The organism is Paenibacillus sp. GbtcB18 (assembly GCF_019091125.1).
Taxonomy (GTDB): domain Bacteria; phylum Bacillota; class Bacilli; order Paenibacillales; family NBRC-103111; genus Paenibacillus_F; species Paenibacillus_F chitinolyticus.
On sequence record NZ_JAGXJX010000005.1, the window covers coordinates 19,632 to 40,991 of the forward strand.

At 53.4% G+C, this 21,360-nt stretch carries 20 protein-coding genes; 13 read left to right on the forward strand and 7 right to left on the reverse strand.

Going from position 1 to position 21,360, the window contains the following annotated elements; genetic code table 11:
• Nucleotides 1-3 precede the first annotated feature (3 nt).
• The 4 genes from KVT34_RS15905 to KVT34_RS15920 are packed head-to-tail and all read left to right on the forward strand — an operon-like array spanning nucleotide 4 to nucleotide 2,770.
• Nucleotides 4-699 (forward strand): glycosyltransferase family 2 protein, encoded by a 696-nt coding sequence (locus KVT34_RS15905; RefSeq protein ID WP_217559794.1) that lies wholly within the window; start codon nucleotides 4-6, stop codon nucleotides 697-699.
• A 14-nt stretch (nucleotides 700-713) separates the two neighbouring features.
• Nucleotides 714-1,103: a DUF2304 domain-containing protein gene (locus KVT34_RS15910; RefSeq protein WP_217559795.1), complete on the forward strand. Its 390-nt coding sequence runs from the start codon at nucleotides 714-716 to the stop codon at nucleotides 1,101-1,103.
• The gene (locus tag KVT34_RS15915; protein WP_217559796.1) at nucleotides 1,100-1,471 is read left to right on the forward strand and encodes an EamA family transporter; all 372 of its coding nucleotides are present in this window, start codon (nucleotides 1,100-1,102) and stop codon (nucleotides 1,469-1,471) included. Before KVT34_RS15910 ends, KVT34_RS15915 begins: the two co-directional genes overlap by 4 nt.
• A gap of 39 nt (nucleotides 1,472-1,510) precedes the next feature.
• Complete coding sequence (locus KVT34_RS15920) at nucleotides 1,511-2,770, forward strand: ArnT family glycosyltransferase (RefSeq protein WP_217559797.1); 1,260 nt, start codon at nucleotides 1,511-1,513, stop codon at nucleotides 2,768-2,770.
• Between the two features lie 26 nt (nucleotides 2,771-2,796).
• Here KVT34_RS15920 and KVT34_RS15925 read toward each other — a convergent pair whose 3' ends face one another.
• The 4 genes from KVT34_RS15925 to KVT34_RS15940 are packed head-to-tail and all read right to left on the reverse strand — an operon-like array spanning nucleotide 2,797 to nucleotide 7,848.
• On the reverse strand, nucleotides 2,797-3,924 hold the full coding sequence (locus KVT34_RS15925; protein ID WP_217559798.1) for a YheC/YheD family endospore coat-associated protein: 1,128 nt from the start codon (nucleotides 3,922-3,924) through the stop codon (nucleotides 2,797-2,799).
• The gene (locus tag KVT34_RS15930; protein ID WP_217559799.1) at nucleotides 3,924-5,291 is read right to left on the reverse strand and encodes a YheC/YheD family endospore coat-associated protein; all 1,368 of its coding nucleotides are present in this window, start codon (nucleotides 5,289-5,291) and stop codon (nucleotides 3,924-3,926) included. Before KVT34_RS15930 ends, KVT34_RS15925 begins: the two co-directional genes overlap by 1 nt.
• A gap of 4 nt (nucleotides 5,292-5,295) precedes the next feature.
• Entirely contained in the window at nucleotides 5,296-6,441 is a 1,146-nt protein-coding gene (locus KVT34_RS15935; protein ID WP_217559800.1) for a YheC/YheD family endospore coat-associated protein, read from the reverse strand.
• Nucleotides 6,442-6,462: 21 nt separating this feature from the next.
• On the reverse strand, nucleotides 6,463-7,848 hold the full coding sequence (locus KVT34_RS15940; RefSeq protein WP_217559802.1) for a YheC/YheD family endospore coat-associated protein: 1,386 nt from the start codon (nucleotides 7,846-7,848) through the stop codon (nucleotides 6,463-6,465).
• Between the two features lie 461 nt (nucleotides 7,849-8,309).
• On the opposite strand from KVT34_RS15940, the gene KVT34_RS15945 reads away from it, so the two are divergent.
• From KVT34_RS15945 to KVT34_RS15970, 6 genes are all read left to right on the forward strand, one after another.
• The gene (locus tag KVT34_RS15945) at nucleotides 8,310-9,674 is read left to right on the forward strand and encodes an ABC transporter substrate-binding protein (protein ID WP_217559804.1); all 1,365 of its coding nucleotides are present in this window, start codon (nucleotides 8,310-8,312) and stop codon (nucleotides 9,672-9,674) included.
• A 78-nt stretch (nucleotides 9,675-9,752) separates the two neighbouring features.
• Complete coding sequence (locus KVT34_RS15950; RefSeq protein WP_217559805.1) at nucleotides 9,753-10,706, forward strand: carbohydrate ABC transporter permease; 954 nt, start codon at nucleotides 9,753-9,755, stop codon at nucleotides 10,704-10,706.
• Between the two features lie 13 nt (nucleotides 10,707-10,719).
• Complete coding sequence (locus tag KVT34_RS15955) at nucleotides 10,720-11,565, forward strand: carbohydrate ABC transporter permease (RefSeq protein ID WP_217559806.1); 846 nt, start codon at nucleotides 10,720-10,722, stop codon at nucleotides 11,563-11,565.
• Nucleotides 11,566-11,608: 43 nt separating this feature from the next.
• The gene (locus tag KVT34_RS15960; protein WP_217559807.1) at nucleotides 11,609-13,042 is read left to right on the forward strand and encodes a PTS transporter subunit EIIC; all 1,434 of its coding nucleotides are present in this window, start codon (nucleotides 11,609-11,611) and stop codon (nucleotides 13,040-13,042) included.
• A gap of 16 nt (nucleotides 13,043-13,058) precedes the next feature.
• Complete coding sequence (locus KVT34_RS15965) at nucleotides 13,059-13,895, forward strand: PRD domain-containing protein (protein ID WP_217559808.1); 837 nt, start codon at nucleotides 13,059-13,061, stop codon at nucleotides 13,893-13,895.
• A gap of 110 nt (nucleotides 13,896-14,005) precedes the next feature.
• Nucleotides 14,006-15,001 carry an acrylyl-CoA reductase family protein gene (locus tag KVT34_RS15970; RefSeq protein ID WP_217559809.1) on the forward strand — a complete coding sequence of 332 codons (996 nt, stop codon included), beginning with the start codon at nucleotides 14,006-14,008 and terminating at the stop codon, nucleotides 14,999-15,001.
• A 273-nt stretch (nucleotides 15,002-15,274) separates the two neighbouring features.
• Here KVT34_RS15970 and KVT34_RS15975 read toward each other — a convergent pair whose 3' ends face one another.
• Nucleotides 15,275-17,203 carry an ABC transporter substrate-binding protein gene (locus KVT34_RS15975; protein ID WP_217559810.1) on the reverse strand — a complete coding sequence of 643 codons (1,929 nt, stop codon included), beginning with the start codon at nucleotides 17,201-17,203 and terminating at the stop codon, nucleotides 15,275-15,277.
• Nucleotides 17,204-17,332: 129 nt separating this feature from the next.
• On the opposite strand from KVT34_RS15975, the gene KVT34_RS15980 reads away from it, so the two are divergent.
• The 3 genes from KVT34_RS15980 to KVT34_RS15990 all read left to right on the forward strand — a co-directional run bounded on the left by KVT34_RS15980 (nucleotide 17,333) and on the right by KVT34_RS15990 (nucleotide 19,424).
• A complete protein-coding gene (locus KVT34_RS15980) occupies nucleotides 17,333-17,500 on the forward strand; it encodes a hypothetical protein (protein ID WP_217559811.1) in 168 nt (55 codons plus the stop codon).
• 123 nt (nucleotides 17,501-17,623) lie between these two features.
• Nucleotides 17,624-17,899, forward strand: coding sequence for a hypothetical protein (locus KVT34_RS15985; protein ID WP_217559812.1), 276 nt, complete (start codon nucleotides 17,624-17,626; stop codon nucleotides 17,897-17,899).
• Nucleotides 17,900-18,086: 187 nt separating this feature from the next.
• Nucleotides 18,087-19,424: a DRTGG domain-containing protein gene (locus tag KVT34_RS15990; RefSeq protein WP_009674567.1), complete on the forward strand. Its 1,338-nt coding sequence runs from the start codon at nucleotides 18,087-18,089 to the stop codon at nucleotides 19,422-19,424.
• Here the strand turns inward: KVT34_RS15990 and KVT34_RS15995 are convergent, their stop codons facing one another.
• Both KVT34_RS15995 and KVT34_RS16000 read right to left on the reverse strand, forming a co-directional pair.
• Nucleotides 19,425-19,721 carry a YtpI family protein gene (locus KVT34_RS15995; RefSeq protein WP_217559813.1) on the reverse strand — a complete coding sequence of 99 codons (297 nt, stop codon included), beginning with the start codon at nucleotides 19,719-19,721 and terminating at the stop codon, nucleotides 19,425-19,427.
• 166 nt (nucleotides 19,722-19,887) lie between these two features.
• A complete protein-coding gene (locus KVT34_RS16000) occupies nucleotides 19,888-20,031 on the reverse strand; it encodes a hypothetical protein (RefSeq protein ID WP_009674608.1) in 144 nt (47 codons plus the stop codon).
• Nucleotides 20,032-21,360: the final 1,329 nt, after the last annotated feature.

A 21,360-nucleotide genomic window follows, 5' to 3' on the forward strand; every position in this document is an offset into this window, starting at 1 on the left:
GTTATGTCCAGACAAAGTGATGTACTCATTATTATTCCGGCTTATAATGAAGAAGACGCCATCCAACAGACCGTCGATCATTTGCGGGAACACGTTGAGTACGATTATCTGATCGTGGATGACGGCTCCAAAGACCGCACGGCGGCGATTATCCGGGAGCGGGGCTACAACGGTGTGCGTCTGCCCGTCAATCTCGGCATCGGCGGAGCCATGCAGACCGGGTACCGTTATGCCGCGAGACACGGCTATAAATATGCGATCCAGCTTGATGCGGACGGGCAGCACGACGCCCGGGACATAGACAAGCTGGTGCGGGAGATCCGCGAATCCGGCAACGATATGGTGATCGGATCCCGTTTTGTCGAGAAGAGTTCTTACAAAAGCAGCCTGCCCAGACGGATCGGCATCTACTATTTCTATATGTTGATCCGCATTCTTACAGGGAACCGGATCTTCGACCCGACGTCGGGATACCGGATCGTCAACAGCAAGATCATTAGGGAATTCGCCACCTATTATCCGGTTGATTATCCGGAAGTGGAAATTCTCGTCTCCATGGCCCGCAGCAAATACCGGATCAAAGAAATCAGCGTGGAAATGAAAAAACGGCAGGGCGGCGTTTCGTCCATTAATCCGGTTCGTTCCGTGTATTACATGCTGAAGGTAACCATGTTTTCGATCATCCGGAGAAGCTTCTAGGGAGGGCAATTATTTTGATTCAGGCTATTACGATCGGAATTACGGTCATTTTCTTGTTTCAGATTCTTTTCTACACGAGCAAGCATAAATTAAGAGACCGCCATGCGTTCACTTGGATTATGATCGCCCTGGCGGGACTTGTCACGGGCATTTGTATCCCGCTGCTCAACCGTTTCGCTCTCTGGATCGGCGTGTCATACATGCCGTCGCTGATCTTCCTGATCGTGATCGTGGTCACCTTGAGCCTGCTCGTCCATCAGACGATCCTGCTGTCCAAGCAGCAGGAGCAGATCAAGACGCTCGCACAAGAGCACGCGTACCTGGAGAACGAAGTGATGCGGCTTAAGGAACAAAGCCGAAACCAAGAAAGTTACACAGGAACGGGGAGACGGGAAACGCCATGAATCCGTTACATATCGGACTGATTTTACTGAATACGCTTATGCTGGTAAGCGGTCAATTTTTGTGGAAATTCGGGCTTTCGCGTAAAGCGGACCCTTTCGAAAGCCTGCAAAGTATCATTCATCTTATGTTTTCCCCGTTTATTCTGGGGGGGCTTTTCATCTACGGGCTTGCAACGGTTTTATGGCTGTTTATCCTGAATAAAGTGGACATCAGCATCGCCTACCCGATGCAGAGCATCGCTTATCTGATCACAGTCATCGGGGCGTATTATATTTTCAATGAACAAATGTCGGTACTTAAAATCGCCGGATGCGTTGTCATCCTGATCGGCGTGGGAATGATCGGTTTATCGGCGCGTTATTCGTAACGTGCTTTTGATTTTTTTACGGAAAGCGGGGAATGCGTCATGCCGCACAGGCTTCGATCTATACCGGTCCGGGGCTGGCTCTGGACGGTTGTGCTGCTCACGACCCTGTTGAAGCTGGTGGTGGTGTTTAAATACGGCTCCTCCTACAACTTGGGATCGGATGACCAGTCTTATCTGGAAACCGCGCGGATTTGGCTGGAAAAAGGAATGTTTACCTACAATGACCCGTCGAAGCCGACGGTGTTTATTACGCCTGCTCTTCCTGCTTTTATCGCCCTGTTTATGAGCGGTCTTGGAGCGGGGGACATGCTGGAACAGACGATCCGGGTTGTTCAGGTCGTCATGGTTTCTTTCTCGATGATTCTTTTGTTCAAAATCGGAATCCGGCTGTTTAACGAGAGAACCGCGCTGATCGCCGTCGTTTTGACGGCCGTTTATCCGCCGATGTGGAACATTTCGTTTTATATTTTGACGGAAGCTTTGTTTGTGCTCGCTCTGATGCTTCTGGTGCATGGCGCGCTGAAAGCGATGGACAAGCCGACCGCGGGAAATGCCGTCTGGTTCGGGCTGGTGTGGGCGTTTGCCGTTTACGTAAGGCCGACGATCGCGCTTTGGCCGGGATTTTTTCTGCTGCTGCTCATTTACTGGCGGACGATCCCGTGGAAAAAACTGGCGGCCTGTCTGGCGGTCTCCGCCCTGGTATTTGTCCTCTGCCTCATGCCGTGGTGGATCCGCAACTACGAAGTGTCCGGAGGGCAGTTTATTCCGCTGACGAAATCCAGCGGCAACCCGCTGCTCCTCGGCACGTTTCCTTACGGGCCTCCGACTGTAGCCGAACAGCGGACGTGGCACGCATCAAGCGATCTGTGGGTCAATGACGCGTTCGACACGCAGTGGGCCAAGGAGCGGATCCGAACGGGCTTTGCGGAGCAGCCGCTGTACTACCTCCAGTGGTACACGATCGGGAAGTTTGCAACCTTCTGGGGGGACGTGTACTATTGGAACGCCGTAAATTGGGTTAGTCTTATTCTGCCCGTAGGGATTCACTATACGATTCTCGGGTTCGGCATTCGGGGAATCTGGCTGGCGAGAGGAAAGCGGCTGACGTACCTTCTGACCGTGCTGTTCGCTTACATGTCCCTGCTTCACATGATTTATTTGGCGCATTCGCGGTATTCGGCTCCGCTGATGCCGTTTATGGCTCTTTTTGCCGGCTATGCGATTCTCCAGGCGTGGGAACGTAGAGGAAGAACAGGCGAAGCAGCCGGCCGTGAACATCAAAAACCATCCCTTCCGTAAAGCGGGGGGATGGTTTTTTTATGGGTTTATTTGGTCTTGTTTTTGTTTGCCAGATGCACGCTGTACCCGATAATGCGCGCCAGCGATTTTTTGCGGATGTGGGGTTCGTCGAATTTCATCGGTTTGGAGTTGGCTTCGAAAAACCAGATGCGTCCGTCGAGATCGACGCCCAGATCCATCGACATCTCCCCGAGTTTCTGCTTGGAGGTCTGTTCCACGCTGTTTGCCATAAGCAGTGCGGCGCTGCGCGCACGCTGGAGAATCCGCTTGGCCTTGAGTGATCCGAACGATTTCTCCAGAAGCCTTGCCGGATCGTCGATGGAACCTCCCCGAGGCACATGTGTCGTGATGCTCCGCTTGCCGGCGACTCTGGCTCCGATTCCGGTTACGCTCCACGTGCCTTTCGACGTCTTCTGAAGAAGCGCGCGCAGATCGAAAGGACGTTTGTTATAGCTTGAAAGGCGGATTCCCTGTTGAATGATATAGCTTTCGTCCTTTTTGTTCTCGACGATCCGGTTCCAGACATCGGTTAAGTTCGTGAATAACTCGTAATGCGAGTCCGCCGTTTCCTGCATGGTCAGCTTGTAAGTTTGCGCTCCGCTTTTCTTCGTGATCCGTTCCAGGCGCATGATCCCTTTGCCGGCTTTCCCTTCAACCGGTTTGAGGTAGATGAAAGGGAACCGTTTGAGCATCGACTCCAGGACGGCCTGGCTGCTCAACTGTTTCGTAACCGGCACGTATTTGCGGATTTCGGGAGATTGATCGAGCCATTCGAAGAGCGTCCATTTGTCGAAAAAGAACGGGTTGAACAAATGGACCTGCTTGCTGCGGATGCAGGCCTGGATCGTCCGCTGCACGTCACTCTGGATTTCGAGCCGGCGTGTCGGGATCCGGTTGTAAATGACGTCGGGAAGAGGCATCAGCTGCTTGCTCCATTTTTTTGAGGCAAGCTGATAACAGTAGGCCTGAACCTGCTTGCCGCTCAATTTCAGATCGGATGTAGTGACTACATAAACGAGAGCACCCTGTTCGTAGCCGGCTTTGATCAAATCAATGAAATTTTCACGATTTCCCGAGAATTGGCGTTTTGGATCGGGTGTTGTTAAAATTCCGATGCACAGAGGCTGCTGCTTTTTATGGGCGCTAACGTCCACTAACCATCCCTCCCCGCACGAAAGCGGCTTAAATAGACGCAGTGCTCATAGATATAGTTAAGGGAAGCTTTATCCTGGGATTTTAACCCCGGGTGTTTGAAGATGGAACGTCCCGGCTTCGCGTTCGCTTCGAACATCCATGTTTTCTCGTTCTGGTCGATGCCGAGATCGAAGCCGAGTTCCCCCAAACGGTGGTTATAGTTTTTTTCGATCGCTTCCGCAAGCTCGATGGACGTCTCTTTCATACGGGATAAAACGGCATCGCTTCTGCTGCCGTACACCTGCCTCAGCGCCTGCTCCGCCGTCATTAACTGGCCGCCGGTGCGCAGATGGGTCGTAACGCTTCCCTTGCCCGCCTTTTTAGCGCCGATGGCGGCGACGACCCATTGATTGCTGCCGTTCTTGGTCAGATGGAAGCGGAAATCTATGGGGCAGCCGTCGATCTCGATCAGCCGAATCCCCTGCTGGGTTACATAGCTGTTCAGCTTGCCGCGGTTGATGCCGAGCATTTTGACGAGCCCTTCGTATTTGTTGAAGCGCAGCAGCACATTTTTGCCGTTGCGGCGGTAGCGTACGAAATACCCGCGGTCGGTCGAATACGTGATGCGGTAAATGCCGATCCCGAGACTTCCCGCCGTCGGTTTCAAATAAATGAATTTGTGGCGGGTGAGAAGATCCTCCAGCTGTTCCGCCGTAGGATCCAGGACCGATTCGGGTACGTATTTAAAGGCCGGATCGTTTTCAAGCAGTCGGTACACATCCCATTTATCGAAGAAAGCCCAGTTGAATAAAGGGATATTTCGTCTGACGAAGCGCTGCTTGAAGTCCTCCATGGAGAGTAATTTCTCCGCTTTGCGGCTGGGAAGCCGGTTGTAAACCACATCCGGAAGCGGAACGGTTTTACGGACCCAGCCTCCCTGCGGTTGAAGCATATAGCCGTTTACAGTGCCCTGCTGCCAGTTGACATCCTTAGGCGAAAAGGCGATGTGGAACGATTTGCGTTCCCCCGGCTGCATCAGCGAGCGGATAAACGGTGTTCTCGTTCCGAAAGGACCGGCCGTGGTGTTGGACACATTCGTGAGAATTCCGATAACGGGACCGAGCCGGATATCTTTGCCGCTTCCGCTCGCTGCCAGGCACGGACCGATCCGCGGAAGTTTCACGGAAGTAATGACGGACTGGGGCAGATAGAGGTGGAGTCCGCTTTTTTTGATATATCGGGCCGGGAGTGTAATGGATTTGGAGCCGACCTGGAGCTGCAGCGTCTTGTTTTTTGACAAGCGCAGCGCCTTGGCCAGTTCACCGGATACCAAAATACTTTTTTCCTGTTTGGAATTTACGTGAACCGTGCACGTCGTCAAACTCATTGGGTTACCCTCCTAAACTTGTTGCCCCTGCCGGTTCCCGCTGCGTTCTCAGCAAATAGGCGGCATACCGGACCGGATTAGAGGCGGCTGAGCGGGCGGTTTTCCCGCCGTCAATGCTCTGGAAGGCTGCTCTGCCGGGCTTGGAATTAACCTCCAGAATGTGGATGCGTCCATCCCGGCAAACGCCGAAATCGATGCCCAGCTCGGCCAGACGCCCATGCGACGATTCCAGAATAAGCGCAATTCGATGGGATAAAACGGACAGTGTCTTCATTAGCCTGCCGGACGCCCCGCCGGGAAATTGTTCCCTCAGAAAAGCTTCGGCCTCGCTGGCGATGCCGCCGCCGTGGAGATTGGACGTCACGCTGCCCGGGCCGCCCGAGCGCACAACCATCCCGGTCAACTTCCATAGGCCGCGTCCGTCTTTTTGCATAAGAGAGCGGATATCGTAAGCCGTACCGTCCTGTGTAGTCAGCGGCAGGTACTGCTGGAGCAAATAGCGGCGTTTGCCTATGAAATCGCGGACCCAGCGCCGCATTTCCAGCGTCGTGCCGAAATCCTGCCGCACCGGGCGGTTCGCCAGGTCGCGGCCGCTTACGCTCCACGAAAAGTCCGTGCCGGGACTGCGGTAAACATGCAGGGTACCTTTGCCTTGCATGCCCGCTTCGGGCTTCAGAAAAGCGGCCCCGTGCAGCTCAAGCCACGGTTCCAGCTGGTGCGGATCAGTCAGGCGCCGGGTAAGCGGCAAATGCGGGGCGAGGGCCGGGTCGGCCGCCAGCAGACGCTGGACGTCCCATTTGCCCCGGAGGCCTCCGCCCAGAAACCGGATACCGGGCAGCCGGTGAAGCCGGTTCAACTGCCGGCGGTAAAGACGCTGCTCTGCGGAATTGGTGCAGAAGCAGCGGTCATAAAGGACGGCGGGAAGAGGGAAGGTGCCTTCTCTCCAAACGGAATCCGAGGGACTGTATAGGAAGCCGTCTACCGTCTCATATTCGAAAGAGATTCCGTCCGGGCTGAACACGATGACGTCGATTCCTTCTTCCGCCCCGTTCTGGCCCAGCCTCCGGAAAAAAGGTTCGGAATCTCCGGAGGGCGCCGTTTTACCCGGAGAGGCCAGAATGCCCAGACACCGATTCATTGTTTGATCCATACGACCCACCGCCTTCTTGTTCTACATAAAGCCGGCCAAATAAACGGCGTAGTCAAGGAGACGCCGGACGGACGGCCGCACAAGCGTTTCCTCAGCCGCGGAGGGAAGGGAGAATTCTTCGCGGGAAGGCTTGGAATTCACTTCCAGTAGTTTTACCTGCCCGGCGGTGTCAAGGGCCAGGTCCACGCCGAGCTCCCCGAACGTTCCCTTCACGTTTCTGCTGATGGCCTGAGCGACTGTCAGCGCCGTACTTTTTAAAGTACGCTGAATGCTCCCTTTGCGTGAGGCCAACGAAGTCCCGGCCAGCGCTTCCTGGACGGCTGTCATCGTTCCGCCTCTCGCAAGGTTGGATACGAAGTGCTGCTCCGCCGCGATCCGGGCCACGATGGAGCTCAGAACCCATTCTCCTCCGCCGTCTCGCTGAACGAGGGCACGGAAATCGACGGGACGGCCGCCGATCGTCAGCAGGTCCAAGCCTTCCTGGATCTGATAAGCCTGTGTCCGGATTTTTCCAGCCATATGGAAGTAAGCCTCGAATAGATCGGGATAGGGAAGGACGACGGTTCCGCTGAGCGCGGAGAACCGGACTTCACAGCTCCCGTCCTCCCGGACGTGCAGGCGGAAAATTCCTTTGCCGAGACTGCCGGAGGCCGGTTTAATAAATAAGGTCCGGTGCCGGGCGGACATGGCCTTCAACATGTGATAGTTGGAGAACGGATGAGACTCCGGCAGGCAGTTCTGAAGAGCGGTCTCACTGCCCAGAGCGGAGAATACGGCGTTCTTATCCAGGTATTTATCGTTGAAAATGTGCGTCTGGTGACGCAGTTGAACGGCTTTGAGGAAATGCTGGATTTCCGGTTTGTTTTCGTATTTGCGTGAAGTCAGCCGGTTGTAAATAACGTGCGGGACGGGAAAAATCCCTTTTCTCCATGCCTCGTCGAAATACAAGCCTCCCAGATCGGGAAAAGTGTGTATTTCCTCGGGAGAGAAAAAGAACAGGCTGACCCCGGCTTCCTCGCCTGCTTTGGTCAGCTCTCTGCAGAAGGTTGTCATGGAGCCGAACGGCATCTCCTGAGACGAGTAGAGCCTGCTGAGCAGAACCCCGACGAGCGGACCCGCGTAAAGCGTGGCGGCGGAAGGCTGATAAACGAGCGAGAGCCTGCACCCGCCAGGAATGCCGAGCCGGCGCCTCAGCGCCGGATGAAGGCATAGCTCTTCGTCCGGACTTCCGCCCGGTTCTGCAGCCGTTCGGACTACCGCTTCGCAGGACGCGGAACCGAAGCGAAGCTTGACGGCGCTGTCCGGGGCCAAGCGGCATGCCCGGATCATTTCCGGGCTCAGCAGGACGGTCCGTTCGTCTTCGTAGAGAGCGGGATCGAGGCTGCGGACATGGAAGATGCGGGTCATGGGAAAACTCCTTCGCTTCGCGGTATAAGCGGTGCCGGCGGCTGCAACTAAAGAATTACTTCATCATATGAGGACATATATCCCTTGGTGCAAGGGCGAATGCGGGGTTTCGGCCTTACGCCTGCCATGCCTTAGCGGCAGGAGGGTACCGGCACAAGATGACAAATATGGACAAAGTGTTAACAAAAGGATTGACGGGAGACAAAAGTCCTTGTAAGATGTAAGTAATTTCAATATTATCTTCATCCCGACAATTACATACCCAAACTTTAACATGTTACCGAAAGGGCATTAGTTAAAGAAGTGATCTTGCTTCTTTGACTATGCCCTTTTTTTGTGCTCTCGGGACCGCTAAGGAGGTGAGGAACTCCCGGTAAGAAGGCGTTGGTTGACAAAGCATCAGGGGGACCGCTTCAGTTTGTAACCGATTACAAAAGAACCTTTAAGGAGTGTTTGTACACATGAAAAGAAACAAATGGCTCAACATGGGAATTTCTTTGATGATGGTAACCGCAATCGCGGCAGGGTGCAGCAAAACGAACACAACGACTACGCCGGCAGCTACTCCGGGCGCGTCCTCGAACGCGAATTCGGGAGAAGCGGGCGGCAAGAAACTGACCGGCGAGTTCGAGATCCAATATTTTGTCGGCGGCTACGGCGACAGCTGGTGGAAGGCGGCCATCGACGAGTTCCAAAAGGCTAACCCGGACCTTAAGATCAAGCAGTCCGCAGGGGCCAAAATCAACGATCAAATGAAACCCCGCTGGATTCAAGGCAATCCGCCGGATGTGGTTTATATCGACGGAGCGGGCGCCAACGCGAGAACCATGTATCAGGACGGCCAGCTCATGGACATTACCGACTGGTTGAAAACCGCCAAAAACGCGGACGGCAAAAACATTATGGACCTGTTCATTTCCAAACCGGAAGAGTATGAAGCAGGCAAATACTACGATGTTCCGCTCGTCTTCGGATCGTGGGGAACGTTCTGGGACCGCGCCGAATTCAAGAAAAACAACTGGGAAGAGCCGAAAGACTGGGAGAGCTTCCTGGCTGTAGGCGACAAGATCAAGGATTCCGGCAAGATGAGCGTCTACATTCATACCGGCGTGTACCCGTATTACATTAACGGCGCGTTCCTGGATTCCGCAACCGTGGTGGCGAACAACTACGATACGTCCATTATCAAAAAAATCAACAACATGGAAGAAGGCGTATTCAAGAGCGAACCGGTCATGAAAGCGCTTGATAAGCTCATTCAAATGCGTGATAAGGGCTTCATCGACAAGGGCTCCGTCGCTTTGAACCACACGGACTCCCAAACGCAGTTCCTCCAGCATAAAGCGGCCTTTATCCCGAACGGACTCTGGGTTGAGAACGAAATGAAGAAGGACGTTCCGCAAGGCTTCGACTTCGGATTCATTCCGTCCGTTACCCAGGAAAAAGGCGGAAAAAACGTAGCGATTCCGACTACGGCCACGATGGGTATCGCCAAAAAAGCGAAAAACCCGGAAGCGGCAAAAGCGTTCATTCAGTTTATCTTTACCGAAAAACAAGCGGGAAAATGGGCGGAAGCGACAGGCGCTCTGCTTAACGTAAAAACGAACCTCGACAACACGTCCGCAAGCAACCTGGCAAAAACGGCCATCAAATCCTACAGCTCTCCGGAAACGGTTGTAGCTCCCGAGCCGGTTATTCCGGAAGACCTCAAAAAAGTGCGTAACGACTCCACGCTGGCTCTGACTCAAGGCACGATCACCAAAGAAGAGTGGGCGAAACGTATGGAAGACGAAGCAGCCAAGCAGCGCGCCAAATTGAAAAAATAAGCACCCATATCTCCGGAGTGATAATAAGGGAATGCGAATTCCCTTATTGTCGTTCCCAGGAAAGCGGAGGTTCACGCAATGAAAGGAAACCCTGTCACTAATCCGGCCGGAGTCATTACGGCGAAGAAGCCAAAGAGCGGACGCTCCAAGGTAAGGCGCAATCTGTTTATTGCCACCTTTATCCTTCCGACCCTGCTGCTCTATCTCGTATTCACCGTATATCCGATGCTCAAAGGCATCTACCTCAGCTTGTTCGACTGGTCCGGCGGCTCCATGGATTACAATTTTATCGGGCTGGACAATTTTAAAGAAATGTTCAAGGACCCCATTATTCCGAAAGCCCTGCTGAACGATTATTTCCTGGTGGCGGGCAAAGTGATCGGCTTTATGGTGCTCGCCCTGTTTTTTGCGGTGGCACTGACCCGTCTTAAGATCAAAGGCTCGGGGTTTTACCGGGCGATCTTTTTCCTTCCGAACGTAATCTCCGTCGTAGTCGTCGGCGTGCTATGGCGTTACGTGTACAACCCGAATCTGGGCTTCCTGAACTCCCTGATCGGCAAGATCAAAGGCGAGTCGTTCATATTTCCATGGCTGGGCGATGCGGCAACGGCGATGTGGGCACTGCTTCCTCCTTCGATCTGGGCCGGCGTCGGTTTCTGTACCCTGCTCCTCATCGCGGGAATTTTGAGTATCCCTGACTCTCTGTACGAAGCCGCAGGGCTTGACGGCGCCACCCAGTGGCAGCAGTTCTGGCACGTTACGCTTCCGCTCACATGGGAGCAGATTCAAACTTCCGTCATCTGGATCGTGATGACTACGCTCAACGGCTCCTTCATCATCGTCTCGATTATGACCGAGGGCGGGCCGGACAATGCGACCCAGGTACTGGGCTCCTACTTGTACCAGCAGGGCTTCAGGCAGTATCACCTGAGCTATGCGGCCGCGATCGGCGTATTGACGCTCGTTGTATCTCTGGTAACGACGGTTGCTTTGCAGCGGATTATGAAAAGAGAACCGTTAGAAATTTCGTAGAGGGGTTATACGCATGAGTGATGGACTGAAAAACCCGTTTTGGCGCATAGTCGTCAACCTGCTTTTAATCGTGTGGGCGATCATGGTGCTTTACCCGCTCGTCTGGACCGTCCTCGGTTCACTGAAGGATAACCAGCAGTTTTTCCAAGGTAACCCGTGGGATCTTCCCCAATTTCCGCTGTTGTTCTCCAACTTCAGCTACGTTTGGGATAAATACCAGTTCGGCGGCTATTTTATGAACTCGATCATTGTTACGGTTGTCAGTGTCCTGGCAGGTCTCGTCCTTTCGGCAATGACGGCTTACATCCTGGCCCGGTTTGCCTTCAAGGGAAGCGGCGTCCTCTATTACGTGTATATCGCTTCGATGATGATTCCCATGTTCCTCGGGATGATTCCCCTGTTCTTCCTGATGAGCGATATGGGATTGACCAATTCCCTTCTTGGGCTTATCATCGTATACACAGTTTCTACCATTCCGTTCAGCGTGTTCGTCCTGGTCGGATTCTTCAAAACCTTGCCGTCCGAAATCGAGGAAGCGGCCATGATGGATGGCGCCTCTTACTACGGCATTTTCTTCCGCATTATGATGCCTCTCGCCAAACCGGGACTCATTTCCGTCAGCATCATCAACGTGCTGAACACGTGGAATGAATACATTCTCGGCGTCGTACTCAATAGTGAACCTTCCAAATACACCCTTCCTGTGGGCATTGCCGTTATGCAGGGAGAGATGCAGTACCGGACGGAATGGGGTCCGCTGTTTGCGGCGCTTCTCATTTCCATGGTGCCTGTCATGATTTTCTATCTCATTTTTCAGCGTCAAATTGCCAGCGGAATTACAGCGGGTGCGGTTAAATAACGGCCCGCCGCTTTTTTCCGCAAGATGAAAAAGGTGAGCAAACATGCTGCATACGCTTCAAAAAATCGGCCGGTCTCTCATGATACCGATTGCCGTCCTGCCGGCCGCCGCAATTTTGCAGCGGCTCGGCGCTTTTACTTTCCAGGATCCGTTTCTGATCTTCATCTCGAAAATATTCAGCACCGGCGGCAATGCCATTGTGGATAACCTTCCTCTGCTGTTTGCGATCGGCATCGCTATCGGCATGACGTCCGGTCAAGGAGTGGCGGCGCTCGCGGCTACGGTAGGATACATCGTGTTTGTGAGAGCGCTTGCGACTTTTGAAAGCGTACCCGTAGAGCAGACGACGCCCGGATCCCATTTGGATATGGGCGTCCTCGGAGGGATGATGACGGGGCTTATCACCGTGATGCTGTTCAACCGGTTTCATAATATCAAACTTCCGGATTACCTCATGTTTTTCGGGGGCCGGCGTTTTGTACCTATCATTACCTCGCTCGTTATGGCAGGAATGGGAGGGATTATGGGCCTGATCTGGCCTCCCGTACAGGATGCGATCCGGGATGCGGGGCTCTGGATCGTTGATGCGGGGGGAATCGGCGTGTTCATGTACGGCTTTCTGAACCGGCTTCTTCTGGTTACGGGTCTGCACCACATTCTGAACAGTATCGTGTGGTTCCAGGTGGGCGAGTTTATGACAAATACCGGAACTTATGTTCATGGCGATATGACCCGCTACAACGCCGGCGATCCGAGCGCAGGCATGTTTATGAGCGGCTTTTTCCCGACGATGATGTTCGGCTTGCCTGCGGCCGCTTTGGCGATGATCAAATGCGCGCTGCCGGAGAAGCGGAAAAAAGTGGCCGCTCTGCTTTACAGCGCCGCACTTACCTCGATGCTCACCGGGGTGACCGAACCGCTTGAATTTTCGTTTATGTTTGCGGCACCGCTGCTGTACGGAGTTCATGCGGTTCTGAACGGACTTGCGATGCTGTTCATGCATCTGTTTAATATTAAGCTCGGTTTCAGTTTCTCGGGAGGATTTATCGATTTGTTGTTGAATTGGAAATTAAAGGAATTTCCTTTCGCGTTTCTGATCATAGGAGTTGTTTATTTTGTCGTCTACTACGGGTTGTTCCTGTTTCTGATTAAAGCCTTTAAATTAAAAACCCCGGGCAGGGAAGAAGACTTTCCCGGTTTGACCGCGGCGATCGTATCTTCGGCTCCGCCCCCGGAGGAAGAACGGATTACGGCTATCGTGAACAGCGTGGGAGGCATCGGCAATATCGTCAAAGTGGACTCCTGCATAACCCGGTTGAGGCTGTGGCTTAAAGAGGCTGAGGAAGTGGAGGAAGAAAAACTGAAGGAACTGGGTGCATTCGGAATTATGAACATGGGAAAGGGACACGTGCACGTTATTTTCGGGACGGACTCGGAGCTGATTAAGGAATCCATTGCCAAACGTTTAGCTGCATAGATGGAGGAGAACCTTTATGATTCAAAGAAAAATCATTCACGTGCTTTCCCATAATGTAGTCATGACGAAGCTTTCGACCGGCAAAAATTCAATTGCCTTCGGCAAAGGAATCGGATTCAAAAAACAACCGGGCATGATTATAGAGGACGCCGATATTTCGCAGGAATTTCTGCTGCATACTTCGGAAGTGCTGGAACATTACGAGCACATTCTTCATGCCGTCGACGTCAAAATTATCGGGATTACGGAAGAAGTGATCGCTTACGCGCAGGGGCATCTGGAAGGTGAGTTTTCCGAAACGATCCACGCCGCGCTGGTCGATCACATCAACTTTGCCGTGGAACGCTGCAAGCGGGGGGTTCATATCCTCAATCCGTTCGCTTACGAAATCAAGCACTTGTACGAGGAAGAATACCGGATAGCCAGCAAGGCGATCGATTTTCTGAATCAGCATCTGGATGTAAGGCTGCCGGACGATGAAATCGCGTTTCTGGCGATGCATTTCCATACGGCCCGGACCAAGGTGGAGAAAGGTACGGCGCTTGCGGTGGTCAGACTGGTCGCCCAGGTAATCGAGAGAGCCAAGGAGCTCGGTCTGGATTTTGACAATTCGTTTTCGACCGTCCGTTTTATTTCTCATTTAAAAGCGCTTATCGACCGGATCATGGAACAAAAAACGATACGGAATCCCCTGCTGGGTAAAATCAGCGAGGAATATCCCCTCGCGTTTCAAAAAGCGGTCCTTTTGGCGGAGCTGCTCAAGGCGAATCTCCAAAAACCGATTCCGATGGATGAAATCGGCTTTCTGGCTCTTCATCTCGAACGGCAGATGCAGCGCTCGGGGATGGACTAAACGCTTTCGCTGCTGCCGTAGGGAAAGTGGCGGGCTCCGGTCGGAAGCGGCACCCCCGCATTTTCTCGACGGCAGCAATCGTGATAAGATCGGAATGAGGAGGGATAATCATGACAGATTCCACATTCCGCGCCTTGCAGGTCGATAAGACCCGGCAGGGCGTTTCACTGGGTATACGCGAAATGACGGTGGAGGAGCTCCCCGAAGGCGAGCTGCTGGTGAAGGTTGCCTACTCCGGCGTCAACTTCAAGGACGGGCTGGCCTCCATGGCGGAGAGCAAGACCGTCCGTTCTTATCCGATGGTACTCGGCATCGATTTGTCGGGCACCGTCGTTTCATCGGCAGACCCGCGCTATAAGGAAGGGGACGAAATCCTCGTCACCGGCTACGCGCTCGGGACCGGCCATTTCGGCGGCTACAGCGAGCTGGCCCGGGTGCCGGCGGACTGGGCGGTGCCCGTGCCGGAAGGCCTGACGCCGAAGGACGTCATGGCGCTCGGCACAGCGGGCTTCACAGCCGCTCTCTCCATCCAGCGGCTGGAAGACAACGGCCTGCGCCCGGGCCAGGGTCCCGTGCTCGTCACGGGAGCTACCGGCGGCGTGGGCACCGCCGCCGTCTCCATGCTGGCGGGTCTCGGCTACGAGGTAGCCGCCAGCACGGGCAAAAGCTCCGAGCACGCGTACCTGCGCGGGCTCGGAGCAAGCGAGGTGCTGCCGCGCGAAGCGCTTGCGGCAGAAGACGGCAAGCCGCTCCGCAGCGAGCGGTGGAGCGCGGCGGTAGACCCTGTGGGCGGCGCGTCGCTTCCGTACGTGCTCGGCACGGTACGGTACGGCGGATCCGTCGCCCTCAGCGGGCTCACCGGCGGCGGGACGTTCCCCGCCACCGTGTACCCGTTCATCCTGCGCGGCGTGAACCTTCTGGGCATAGACTCCGTCTACTGCCCGGAAGGTTTGCGCAGGAAGCTGTGGGAGCGGCTTGCCGGCGACCTTAAGCCGCGCAGCCTGGGGGACATGATCCAGCGGGAAATCACGCTGGAGGAAGTGCCCGCTGCGCTGGAGGACATCCTGGCGGGCCGCATGCGCGGACGCGTCGTGGTGCGCCTGTAGCGCGCACGTGCCGGTGCGGCGATTCCCGCCGCGTATCATTTGCAGGGTCGTCTGTTCCTAAACGCTCCGCCCAAAGGCGGACGCCTATTAAAAAGCAGTCAGATGCGGGTTCCCGCGGCTGACTGCTTTTTTTTTGCGTATTGTCTTCCTTGCGGGGCGGCGCTGCTCTCGTCCGGCGCTGTTAGAGGCTCCATGCCGCCACAAGCACATATTTCCCTTGGGATAAAAATGCACGACCCGGCGCTGCTTCTCTTCCTAAGCTCAGCGTCTTTTTTACGGCCGTTCGTCCGCGGAATCCCGGACCCGGAAGCCGCTCCCGTCAACGGTTCTATCTCCCTCGTCAAGCGCTTCCTCGCCGGCTGTCTCCCTTAAGAAAAGATGACGGTAATCGACCCATCCCTGGCGGTCTGCACGAACGCCCCCGATCGAGGAGTGAGCGGCGACCCGGAACGTTTTTTTTAATAAAAAAAGCAGAGCCGTTTCCGCGTGGAGCATATCCTCGATCTTCAGCAGCTCCGCTGCCTGCCGTTCAAGGGAGGACTCGCGCTGGATTTGTCCCACCGCGTTTTGTATGCGGCTTTGGAGGGCGGAGCTCATATGCCTGTGGATGTAGTTGGTCGTTTGAAGGAGATAGCCGAGAAAACCTAGCGGAGAAGATGAAACCGGCATGAACATGCACATGTCTGCCTGATGGACATAGTCCCCGTCTGTAAAAGCGGCGATAGGCATCGTTTCGACTTTCACGCTGAGGCCGGCTTCCGTAAGTTTCCCGGCTATCCAGCGGGCATCTTCGCCGTGCTGGGCGTACGCAAGGAGCCGCAGCGTCTCACCGGTGTATCCCGATGTCCGGATCAGCTCGTCCACGGACAGAGACGTGCTGTCGCGCGCATATCCGGCGTTCAAAAGCAGTTCTTCCGGAAGCCGGGAACCTTGCTTCAACTGAAAATCCCGCATAATGCCCGACGAAGGCCCTACCCGGTTATCTCCGAGCTCCCGCGCCATGGCTCCGCGGTCGATAAGCCGGTCGATAGCCTGACGGAGGAGAGGGCTGCGGCACGGACCGCGTCTGGTGTTGAATGTGAGCACAGTGCTTCCGTCGAATACATGCTCCTCTTTGGCAAGAAAGCCTTGATCTTTATACGTCTGCGCAGGTATCGGGACATCCCCGTGGGAGACGATGAGCTTATCTTTCCCTTTCGGACGGTAGGAGGCAAGCTGTTCCGGTAAAATCCACATCTCGATCACATCCAGATGAGGCCGTACGCCGTAATAGCCGTCAAAGGCATGAAGCCGGCAAATATATTTGTCATAAAACTCCATCCGGAAAGGTCCTGTACCTATAGGAGAGCGGCCGAAAAGGGAGGGACTGTCCCGGACGATATCTTCCGGCACGATAGAAGCCGCGGGAAACGTCAGGAAGAAAGGCAGCAGATGATTGGACCGTTTGAGCCCGATCCGAAGCATGTAAGGGGTTATGGGAGTGAGAGACACCACATCTTGGATGAACCAGGACCAACTGGAGCCCGTAGCGGAATCGGCAAGCCGTTCCAGCGAGTATTTCACATCCCCCGCATCCATTTCCCGGCCGTGGTGGAAGTACACTTTTTTGCGCAGATAAAAGATCCACTCGGTGCCGTCCGCACTGCTTTCCCAATAATGGGCAAGCTGGGGGAGCAGATTTCCCGTTGCGGGATCGAGCTCGAGCAGCGTTGAAAACACATGGCTGATAAGTTGGCAGTCCGTAGCATAAATGGCGTGGGCGGGGTCGAGCGAAACGGGATGCCGGAACAAGGGCAGGCGCAGTGTATCCAGGACGGCTCCTTCGGAGGAGGCCGCAGTAAAGCCGAAATATCCGGACACCCAGTCCAGAAAACTGTCCTTAAGGGCGTAGTGACGCCCGTAGGTATGGATCAGTTCGACGGCGGCTTTGAAGTCGCCTTTGCGGGTTAAGTCCATCGCGGTCCGGGAGATGAGATCCGGAGCCGGGATCACGAAAGTAAGCAGCGAAGAGCGTCCGCGTCCGCAGCCCGGCTGCCAGCGGATCCAATCCAGCTGGGCCATTTTCTTAAGCAGGAGCTTTACATTTCGTACGGTGCAGAACCAGTGGCCGGCCAGCAGATCCAAGGTGATCGGAACCGGCTCGCCTTCGCGCGCATGCGGCTGGCTGACGCGCAGCTGCAAATAGTAATCGTAAAGCTGCATAGAGTCCGGTCTCCTTATAGTTGCAAAAAAGGGGAAAATATTAAAGGTAATTATACTCTTTTTGTTCCTCTTATTCCATCTATAATCGAAGATAGCCGGCCGCTTCACACAAAGAAAGGGGTTTGACGCATGTATCCGCAACCGTATTATCTGGAAAAAGAAATGGAACAGCACAACCGGGATCTGGATCGGAGACTCCGGGACTATACCAAGTTCGGACGTTTTCTCCACTCGAAACTTATGAACAGCAAGAACGGAACGAAGAACGCCAGTACAACCGCTAAATCCGCCGTATAAAACGTACTCATAAAGCTCCTGAGCCTGTCATAGGATGTAGTACAGGGCGGCATGTCCTTCAAGCTGCTGCGGGCAGAGGCTCGTAGGCGGGATGCCGTCACTTCAGGGGGAGCGTGAACAGTCGTGAAAGGATTCAAAAACGTGATTTTTATGAGCCTCGCGCTTGGAATGCTGCTGTACTCCGTACCGCAGCTTGATATTGGGGGAGGCTTTACCCTGCCGACGGTGTTCGGCGCGCTTTGGATCTGTTTCGCCCTGCTTATCATCGCGGCTCATCTGCACGAACTGCTCGGTGTCGATGAGGAGACCCGGCAGGAAATCGTCCGCGTCAAGCGGATGAAGCGCTGGCGGATGGAGCAGCGGCTGCAGGGCAAGAAAATGCTGGACCTGCGCAAGTAAAGTATCCGGCGGGCGCCGCAAACACCGCTGACACACCGGACACCGTAAGTCCCGTGAACACGCGGAGATGATACAGGCAGCGAAGAAAAACCAGACGGACGGCGCTTTCCGCGCTTTTCGTTTGGTTTTTCTTCGTCTATAATAAACTTAACAGACTAATACAGTGAATCGGACGGGGGTAGTACAGTTGGACGAAACGGGAACAGAGTCGTTAACGAAGCACGAACAGATTCTCCGCCATATCGAGAGCCTGAAGATCGGAAGCAAGATCAGCGTCCGTAAAATTGCGGATCAGCTCGAAGTGAGCGAAGGCACCGCTTACCGCGCTATTAAAGAAGCGGAGAATCAGGGCCTCGTTTCCACGAAGGAAAGAGTCGGCACGGTCAGGGTCGGCAAGCGGGAACGCCGCAATATCGATAAGCTGACCTTTGAAGAAGTCGTGAACATCGTGGACGGCGAAGTGCTCGGCGGCATGAACGGTCTGGAGAAGACGCTGCACAAGTTTGTGATCGGGGCCATGGAACTCGATGCGATGATGCGGTATGTGGAGGCGGGCTCGCTTCTTATCGTGGGCAACCGGGAGGAAGTGCACAGGTTGGCTCTGGAGCAGGGGTCGGGTGTTCTGATTACGGGCGGTTTCCATACGAGCCCCGAGATGACGAAGCTGGCGGATAAGCTGGAGCTTCCCATCATATCGAGCAGCTATGACTCCTTCACTGTGGCTTCGATGATTAACCGCGCCATTTACGACCGGCTGATCAAGAAAAAAATTCTGCTCGTCGAGGATATCTTGACGACGAACCCGCATGTTTTCGCTTTGAAAGCGAACAGCTCGGTCAAGGAATGGCGCGCGCTGGTCGAAGAGACGGGGCACAGTCGGTTTCCCGTCACGGACGAGTGGAACCGCGTTATCGGACTTGTGGCCCCCAAAGATATGCTGGGCGCCGATGCCGGCCAGACCGTCGACCGCCTGATGACGCGGAATCCTCTGACGGTCAGCCCGCAGACCTCCGTCGCTTCCGCCGCCCATATGATGGTATGGGAAGGGATCGAGCTGCTGCCGGTCGTGGACGGCAACCGCAAAATGCTCGGCGTGATCAACCGCAATGACGTGCTCAAGGCGATGCAGTATATCCAGAAACAGCCGCAGAACGGGGAGACGTTCGAGGATCTTATTTGGGGAAGATTCGAGGAGTTCCGGGACGAACAAGGGAACGTGGTGTTCCGCGGAACGATAACGCCCCAGATGACGAATCACCTGGGGACGGTTTCGGAAGGGGTCCTGACCACTCTCATGACGGAAGCGGCGTACCGCGTCGTGCAGACCGTCAAGAAGGGGGACCTCGTGATGGATAACATGTCGACCTACTTTATCAAACCGGTGCAGATCGAAAGCGAGATCCAGATCCGGCCCAACATTCTGGAAGTGAGCCGTAAATTCGGCAAAATCGATGTGCAGATTTACCATGCGGGCACTTTGGTGTGCCGGGCGATGTTGACGGCCCAGTTTATCGACGGCGTCTGATCAGCGGGACATACGGGAGAAATACGTATAATTGCGGATTCCCGCAAACAGGTTAAACAGTCCGAGCAGCAGGCAGACCGTCCCGAATATTCGGCGCACCGGCGTGTCCGAGAGGAAGAACAGCTGCGTCACGGCAATAAGAATAAGCATCAGCCCCATGCTGATATTCATCAGCGCGGCGTTGGTGCCTCTTTGCTTTGGATCGGTTTTCCGGCGGGAGCGGAAGCTGAAGACGACCGAGAAGAGCAGGGTAATAAAAATAAGCGTAGACAGTACGATTTGAACCGTTTCTAACATGTACGGAAAGCCCCCTACAGATTGTTTTGCCTTAACTGTACCGATTTTTCTTGGAAAAAGCAACGAAGCCGGGGCCTCTAAGGGCAACCGGCTGTCAAGAGTAAAAAAGGGATTTAATTCTTTCTGTCGAATAGATATCTAATCATTAAAGAAGACACAACACGGGTTAGTTGCTGATCTCTAATTTTTGCTGCAGTTTCTCCCAGGAGGATTCCAGCTGCAGCCGTGGTACTTCCACAGTTTCGAACTTTTCGATCAGCGTATCTTTGAGAAGATCTTCAAAAAAGTTATCGAATTGGTACTGGGTCATAAATAACACTCCTAAGTTCTGGTCTATGGATAAAAATGTATACTTTTATATTATCTTTAAAACCTTACAGAATCAGCGCAATTTTGTTTCGCAAGGATGCAAAATAATTTTCACTGATGCGCAAGAAAAGAAGGATAATAATGGAAAAAACTAGGTCTTGGATTAAAGACGTACCCGGGAACAGATGTCTTAAAAGCGTGTTCGGTGGTGCAATCAGCCCTGTTCCGTGAACAAGTACGCAATCAAGCTTGCGCATATATGCAGTCTAGTGCATACGAACCATAAAAAAGATTGCCTATCAGCAGTGAGCTGATAGGCAATCTTTTTGTTTTTTGCTATGATGTGGATAGGTTTACCACATAATATATCTTACTTCTGGTTTTTCGCTTGCCAAAGCTTTCTGTAAGGAATTCACTTCCATCTTAGTTAGAGATTCGGAGGATGCGGATGCGGATTTGGAACCAACTGCTTCTTTGACAGCTTGTTTCAGTTCGCGGGACCATAGTACTGCCGTTTGCATGACAGACACCTCGCTTTGTTCAGGATATATAACTTATTACCTATACTACAATAAAAACTGGAAATAGAAAAGGTGATTTTAATGAATTACAAAAAGAAATGGGTCATCTTGCTATTATTAGTAATCGTTTTCCTGCAGGTTGCTTTTTTTAAAGTAGCTTACCGATATCCTTACTTAGGAATACTGGCGGATCAGAATGCGGCAGGGCAATGGTACATAGCAGGATTAGAGAAAATAAGCATCGGCGATAAGGTTGGTTTTAAAACTAACGATATTGTAATTTCCATTGATGGTAAAGATCCGTCGGAACATGCGACTGTGCAAAAATATCACAGTATAGAACAAGCGGACAAAATCACTATTCAAAGAGACGGTCAAACCATGGAGTTTTCTCTGAAGGAATACTCCACGTCGATGACGATTGATATTCTTTCATTGATCGGAGAAATCTTCGCTTTTTTGTTTGCTTATTTCTTATATACTCGAATAGCAAATTCAGTATCGGCTTCCATGCTTTCCGTAGTATTTGCAAATATTGCGCTGATTTTTATGGCCATAGGCGCCTCGACACGGGCGGACATTCTGGCTAAAGGAGTGACTATGACCCTGGTCGCTGCTCTCCCTTTTGTGTTTCTTCACTTTCTTATTATGTTTTTTAAAGAGAGATCAAGCTTCAGCTTGCCGACCTATTTTATGAAATATGTTTATGTAGGACTGATTATTTTTACCGGGATACAGGCAGTGATGTTTCTGCCCTCTGCCGAATTTGAATTTTATTCCGAAGTTTATTACGGAACCATTTTTATTTT

Bases quoted from the DNA above. Each gene is read 5' to 3' on its own strand.
- KVT34_RS15920 (WP_217559797.1), top strand. From the start codon at position 1,511: ATGCCGCACAGGCTTCGATCTATACCGGTCCGGGGCTGGCTCTGGACG.
- KVT34_RS15930 (WP_217559799.1), bottom strand. From the start codon at position 5,291: ATGAGTTTGACGACGTGCACGGTTCACGTAAATTCCAAACAGGAAAAA.
- KVT34_RS15915 (WP_217559796.1), top strand. From the start codon at position 1,100: ATGAATCCGTTACATATCGGACTGATTTTACTGAATACGCTTATGCTG.
- KVT34_RS15945 (WP_217559804.1), top strand. From the start codon at position 8,310: ATGAAAAGAAACAAATGGCTCAACATGGGAATTTCTTTGATGATGGTA.
- KVT34_RS15995 (WP_217559813.1), bottom strand. From the start codon at position 19,721: ATGTTAGAAACGGTTCAAATCGTACTGTCTACGCTTATTTTTATTACC.
- KVT34_RS15960 (WP_217559807.1), top strand. From the start codon at position 11,609: ATGCTGCATACGCTTCAAAAAATCGGCCGGTCTCTCATGATACCGATT.
- KVT34_RS15950 (WP_217559805.1), top strand. From the start codon at position 9,753: ATGAAAGGAAACCCTGTCACTAATCCGGCCGGAGTCATTACGGCGAAG.
- KVT34_RS16000 (WP_009674608.1), bottom strand. From the start codon at position 20,031: ATGACCCAGTACCAATTCGATAACTTTTTTGAAGATCTTCTCAAAGAT.
- KVT34_RS15935 (WP_217559800.1), bottom strand. From the start codon at position 6,441: ATGGATCAAACAATGAATCGGTGTCTGGGCATTCTGGCCTCTCCGGGT.
- KVT34_RS15905 (WP_217559794.1), top strand. From the start codon at position 4: ATGTCCAGACAAAGTGATGTACTCATTATTATTCCGGCTTATAATGAA.
- KVT34_RS15975 (WP_217559810.1), bottom strand. From the start codon at position 17,203: ATGCAGCTTTACGATTACTATTTGCAGCTGCGCGTCAGCCAGCCGCAT.
- KVT34_RS15965 (WP_217559808.1), top strand. From the start codon at position 13,059: ATGATTCAAAGAAAAATCATTCACGTGCTTTCCCATAATGTAGTCATG.
- KVT34_RS15980 (WP_217559811.1), top strand. From the start codon at position 17,333: ATGTATCCGCAACCGTATTATCTGGAAAAAGAAATGGAACAGCACAAC.
- KVT34_RS15955 (WP_217559806.1), top strand. From the start codon at position 10,720: ATGAGTGATGGACTGAAAAACCCGTTTTGGCGCATAGTCGTCAACCTG.
- KVT34_RS15970 (WP_217559809.1), top strand. From the start codon at position 14,006: ATGACAGATTCCACATTCCGCGCCTTGCAGGTCGATAAGACCCGGCAG.
- KVT34_RS15940 (WP_217559802.1), bottom strand. From the start codon at position 7,848: ATGACCCGCATCTTCCATGTCCGCAGCCTCGATCCCGCTCTCTACGAA.